This is a genomic window from Hoeflea sp. (assembly GCF_039975035.1).
Taxonomy (GTDB): domain Bacteria; phylum Pseudomonadota; class Alphaproteobacteria; order Rhizobiales; family Rhizobiaceae; genus Hoeflea.
Window position 1 is genome coordinate 1 of record NZ_JBDWHW010000006.1, and the last position, 4014, is coordinate 4014.

General features: G+C 52.6%; 6 protein-coding genes. 5 read left to right on the forward strand and 1 reads right to left on the reverse strand.

The window, feature by feature from the left end; genetic code table 11:
• On the forward strand, nt 1-849 hold an 849-nt coding region (locus ABJN75_RS00585; RefSeq protein WP_348435830.1), incomplete at its 5' end, for an MFS transporter.
• 16 nt (nt 850-865) lie between these two features.
• Here the strand turns inward: ABJN75_RS00585 and moaA are convergent.
• On the reverse strand, nt 866-1855 hold the full coding sequence (moaA, locus tag ABJN75_RS00590; protein WP_348435840.1) for a GTP 3',8-cyclase MoaA: 990 nt from the start codon (nt 1853-1855) through the stop codon (nt 866-868).
• 396 nt (nt 1856-2251) lie between these two features.
• Between moaA and ABJN75_RS00595 the strand changes: the two genes are divergently transcribed.
• From ABJN75_RS00595 to ABJN75_RS00610, 4 genes are all read left to right on the forward strand, one after another.
• The gene (locus tag ABJN75_RS00595; protein ID WP_348435832.1) at nt 2252-2692 is read left to right on the forward strand and encodes a hypothetical protein; all 441 of its coding nucleotides are present in this window, start codon (nt 2252-2254) and stop codon (nt 2690-2692) included.
• Nucleotides 2689-3030, forward strand: a complete 342-nt coding sequence (locus ABJN75_RS00600; RefSeq protein WP_348435834.1) for a metalloregulator ArsR/SmtB family transcription factor — start codon at nt 2689-2691, stop codon at nt 3028-3030. The genes ABJN75_RS00595 and ABJN75_RS00600 overlap by 4 nt, the downstream gene beginning before the upstream one ends.
• Nucleotides 3027-3461 carry an SRPBCC domain-containing protein gene (locus ABJN75_RS00605; RefSeq protein WP_348435836.1) on the forward strand — a complete coding sequence of 145 codons (435 nt, stop codon included), beginning with the start codon at nt 3027-3029 and terminating at the stop codon, nt 3459-3461. The genes ABJN75_RS00600 and ABJN75_RS00605 overlap by 4 nt, the downstream gene beginning before the upstream one ends.
• Before the next feature lie 72 nt (nt 3462-3533).
• Nucleotides 3534-4014, forward strand: a 481-nt coding sequence (locus tag ABJN75_RS00610; RefSeq protein ID WP_348435838.1) for a deoxyribodipyrimidine photo-lyase, incomplete at its 3' end; no start/stop codon positions are given.

Sequence of the window (4014 nt, forward strand, 5' to 3'; positions counted from 1 at the left end):
ATGTTTGGCCGGGAACAGGCGGCCAGCATGATTGGTTACGTGACAATGGGCATGGCCGTTGCACCGACAATCGGACCGGCAATCGGCGGGCTCCTGGATGCGCAATACGGTTGGCGTGGCGGTTTCTTTCTGATGCTCATATTCGGTGTGGGAGTTACTGTTTCTGCGTTTTTGTACCTGCCGGAAACAAATCGCTATCGCAGCCCGGTCAGTATCCGGAAAATCGCGTCTAGTTATAATCAGCTGGCTCGGGAAAAAATGTTCTGGGCGTTTTGTTTGTGCGCTGTATCTTCAGCTGCGCTGTATTTCGCCTACCTTGGCGGTGCCCCTTTTGTAGCTGCAGGCGTCTTAGGGCTAACACCTGCTGAAATTGGCCTGTATTTCATGGTTGTGGCGCTGGGCTACATCCTTGGGAACTTTATAACTGGTCGAGTTGCTGAACGGGTCGGCGTTGTTCGGATGATTATCGCAGGGACGCTCGTTGGGTTATTCGGCGTGTTGCTCATTGCCGCAGCTGTGGTTTCAGGTGCCCTAAATGCTCCCATGTTATTCCTGCCAATGTTTTTTGTTGGTGTTGGAAATGGCGTTTGTTTGCCTAGCGCTATTTCCGGTGCTGTTAGCGTGCGACCGGACCTTGCCGGAACTGCAGCGGGTTTGACCAGCTCCCTTCAGATCGGTTTTGGTGCCATCGCCAGTGCTATTGTTGCCAGTTTTCTGGCAACAGATGAACTTGGTTCAGGAGCCGCTCCTATGGTCGTTGTCATGGCGGTTGGCGCCGCCGCGAGTTTGGTTTTCGTGACAGCTGTCTATTTCGGAGAGAAACAAATCAGCCATCTGCCGACCGACTAGGAATTCCAGGATTGGCCTAACCGCCGGTAACACTCATATGGCGAGACACGGCAGGCTGTTTTGAATCGCGGTCGATGATGAAATCATGGCCTTTCGGCTTGCGGCCGATGGCTTCGTCGATCGCATCGCTCAAGAGTTCATTGCCTTCAGATGCGCGCAGCGGTGCTCTGAGATCAGCCATGTCGTCCTGACCGAGGCACATATAAAGCTGGCCAGTGCAGGTCACACGAACACGATTGCAGCTTTCGCAGAAATTATGAGTCATCGGCGTGATGAAGCCGAGACGCCCACCCGTCTCTTCAATAGTGACATACCGAGCTGGTCCGCCGGTCTTGTAGGGAATCTCTGTCAGCGTGAACTGTTCCGCCAATCGGCTTCGAACGGTAGAAAGCGGGAGATACTGATCGGTGCGATCTTCATTGATTTCGCCGAGTGGCATGGTTTCGATCATGGTCAGGTCGTAGCCGTGCTCATGGCACCATTCCAGCATTGGAACGATTTCGTGCTCATTTACGCCCTTGAGCGCCACCATGTTGATCTTGACCTTCAAACCGGCGTCAGTCGCTGCCCGAATGCCGTCCTTTACCTTGGCCAGATCGCCCCAGCGGGTCACGGCCTTGAACTTGTCCGGGTCAAGTGTATCGACCGAAACATTGATACGGCGAACGCCGCAATCATAAAGTTCCTTGGAAAAGCGGGCCAATTGAGAACCGTTTGTGGTGATCGTCAGCTCTTCCAGAGCCCCGCTGTCAATGTGCCGTCCAAGATTGCGGATCAGGCTCATGATGTTCTTGCGCACCAGCGGTTCACCGCCTGTCAGGCGCAGTTTGCGAACGCCTTTTTCAATGAAAGCAGTACAAAGCCGGTCCAGTTCTTCAAGGCTGAGAACTTCGCGTTTCGGCAAAAACGTCATGTCTTCAGCCATGCAGTAAACACAGCGGAAATCGCAGCGGTCTGTGACGGATACGCGTAGATAAGTGACGGCGCGGCCAAATGGATCAATCATCGGGGCAGGGGCTGTCACTGCACCAGATACCGTTGAAGCAGGGACCACTATATTTCCGTCGGTCACGTTTCGCTCTCCCTCGAACTGTTTTTCTTGTTGCCCATCATATGGAGCAACTTCAGGCAATATCAATCAAAACCCTAGGGCGAACGACTTGCTCTTTAAGACAGGTAAGCTTGATAGTTTAGCTCTGTCAATCAGGAGTAGCTGTGCATCAAGGATATGACCTGCGGATCCAGATCTTCCGGCTTCTGTTGATTGGGAGTTTGCCCGGTTTTCTCGCGGAGAAAAAACTGCCAGATAAAATTCTTTTCAGAAAAACAGTTAGAACACTTGAAGTAACACCTAAAGGAGTTATATAAATGACACCTAATGGTGTTATGAAAGAGTGGCGATATGAGCAGATACGGGTTGATCTCACTTGCGTTTATGATTGGTGCAGTTCCGGCGTGGGCAGCTGAACCGAGCGTCATTACGCTGCAACCGCAACCTCAGTTAAACTGGGAAGTCACACCGGAAGGTGTCGGCTTTGCAGCCCTTGAGGGCAACCGGTTTGAAGAGAGTTATATGGCTATGGTCCGCTTGCCGGGCGGATTGGTAAGCCCGATTCATGTCAAAAGTGCTGCCATGCACGGGATTATTGTCTCGGGGCAAATGGTTCACGTCGCCGCAAACGAAGATGGTTCTTCCGAAACCATTCTTGAAGCGGGAGATTATTATGAAATACCGGCAGGACTTGCGCATCTGAGCAAATGCGTCTCCAAAACCGATTGCGTGACATTTCTCTATCAGGATGGCCCGTTCGATTTCCTGCCTGTCGCGGGAGCGGGGCAATGAATACCGGGCCCCAAGCCGTATTTCGCGCGCTGTCCGATCCAACCAGGCGTGAAATCCTGGTTCACCTTTCAGATGAAAACTTGCCGGTGGCAGAGATTGCGGAACGGTTTGATATCTCGCGAACAGCCATCAACAAACATCTGGCTATCCTGGAGGAGGGCGGGTTGATCAGGAGCCAGGTTCGCGGGCGAGAGCGCTTGAGCGAATTGACACCTGCTCCGATGAAATCAGCGCTCGAATGGCTCGGATACTTCGAACAGTTCTGGGACAGCAAACTTTCCAAATTGCAGCGTGAAATTGCCAAGGACATGAAAGAGAAAAAGGAAACGAGCAAATGACAGCAACAACATTGACCAAAACGATCATTCTGGATGCGCCGAAAGATGTTGTCTGGGGGTTCCTGACCGAAAAAGACAAGCTTGCCCGTTGGTTCCATCCGGCTGAAGAGGACCTCAAAGAAGGGGCTGACTACACATTGTTGAACCAGCACAAGGACATGACCCGTGTTTGTTGGGGAACAGTTCTGGAGATGCGTCCTTTCGACAGCCTTGTCTATACGTTTACGTTCGAACCACTGGAAGGAGCTTTGACGACCGTTCGGTGGACCCTTGAAAGGGCGGCAGGGGGAACGCGGCTGACACTTCAACATGAAGGTATCGAAAAAGCGGCTGGTGAGGCTGCATTCATGATGTTGAGTGCACTGGATGCTGGCTGGGATGAACATTTCGGCCGCTTGCGTACAGAAGCCAAGACACCGGTCCCGGCATAAATTTGGTTCGAATTTGTTGATCCGACAATTGCCTCTGACGTAACAAGTTAAACGCATAACGTCAGAGGCAACATGACAACAATTGTCTGGTTCCGCCAGGACCTTCGTATATCCGATAATCCGGCTCTTTATGAGGCCGCGCAAAAGGGCGCGGTTTTGCCGGTTTTTATCTTGGAAACTCCGGAGCAATCCGGAGAAACACACCCTCTAGGGGCGGCCAGCCGTTGGTGGCAGCATCATAGTCTCGCCGCGCTCAAGGAAAAACTGCCCGGACTGGTCTTTCTGCGGGGCAGTGCCCGCCACCTGATACTGCAGTTGGTCGCCGACACGGGCGCTAAAGCCGTCTACTGGAACCGGTGCTATGAACCGCACACAATAGCCCGGGATTCTGACATTAAGGCAGACCTAAAGGCCGATGAAATCGAAGTCCAAAGCTTCAAGGCGTCGCTTCTGTTTGAACCATGGGAGATGGAGACCAAGTCGGGTGGCCATTTCAAGGTGTTTACGCCGTTCTGGAAGTCTGCGCAGCAGCGAGTAGTTGCTCCGCCGTTAC